This is a genomic window from Corallococcus sp. CA054B, assembly GCF_003611625.1.
Classification (GTDB): domain Bacteria; phylum Myxococcota; class Myxococcia; order Myxococcales; family Myxococcaceae; genus Corallococcus; species Corallococcus coralloides.
Genome location: NZ_RAVY01000395.1, coordinates 1 through 1,063, shown reverse-complemented (window position 1 = coordinate 1,063; position 1,063 = coordinate 1). Strand labels below are relative to the sequence as shown.

Genomic DNA, 1,063 nt, shown 5'->3' with positions numbered 1-1,063 from the left:
CTCCAGCGAGACGCAGGTGGCGCAGGTGCTCGCCCGGGGCGGGGACGTCCCGGAGCCGGCCACGCTTCCGCCCGTGAGCGCGCCGCCGCCCCGCTCGCCCCCGGCGCCTGCCAAGGCTCCCGCTCCGGCGAAGGCGCCGGCTCCCGCTGCCGGGACGGGGGGCCGCCGCAACACGACGGAGGAGCTGGCGGTCCGCAAGCCCGCGGCGCAGTCGTCCTCGCGCCGGGTGTCGCCTCCCACGGAGACGCTCCGGCCGCCTCCGCCCACGAATGAGATGTCCGCGCAGCCCGATGATTCCGAACCGGGCGTGCGCACCCAGCCGGCCCTGCCTCCGGTGATGCTCGATTCATCGCTGCGCATCACGGCGCCCGTGACGGCGTCTCCCGGCTACGTCGAAGGGGAGACCATCCTCACGCCGATGTCGCGCATGGGCGCGCAGCCTGCCGAGGACCCGAAGGCGCGGCATGCGAAGGAGCCGCCGTCCTTCGTGCCGCCGTCCGACGAGCCGCGTGCTCGAGGTGGACGGGAGTCCGAGGAAGGCCGTTCCCGGTCCGCTCGGGATGGAGCCTCGGACGACGCACGGCAGCGCTCCGGGCGGGACTCCGCCAATGGCTCCGAGGATCCGCGTTCGCGCGGCGGCCGTGATGCGGCCCATGGATCCGCCGAGGACTCGCGGCCCCGTCCGCCGCGTGAAGCCTTCAACGCGCCTCCCGAGGAGGCTCGGCCCAAACCGCCGCGTGAGGCCTTCAGTGCCTCCGGTGAGGATGCGCGGTCCCGCTCCGCGCGGGATGCCGCGAATGGGTCCGCTGAGGATTCCCGTCCCCGGCCTCCTCGCGATGCCGCGAACGGCTCCGACGCTGCACGGGCCCGGTCGGCTCGCGAGGCTTCGAACAACAGCGCGGAAGACTCGCGTCCCCGCCCTCCTCGCGACGCCTCGAACACCAGCGCCGAGGACTCCCGTCCCCGGCCCTCACGGTCCGCCACGCAGGACAGCCTCCGCGTCACCCAGCCCCACACCGCGCCACAGACCCTGCTGAACGACAGCGAGACGGCCATCTCCCGC

Annotated in this window: 1 pseudogene; it reads left to right on the top strand. The window is 74.6% G+C overall.

Features of this window, described 5'->3' with window-relative positions:
• A pseudogene (locus D7V80_RS42080) lies at nt 1-1,063 on the top strand (hypothetical protein); the annotation flags it as partial.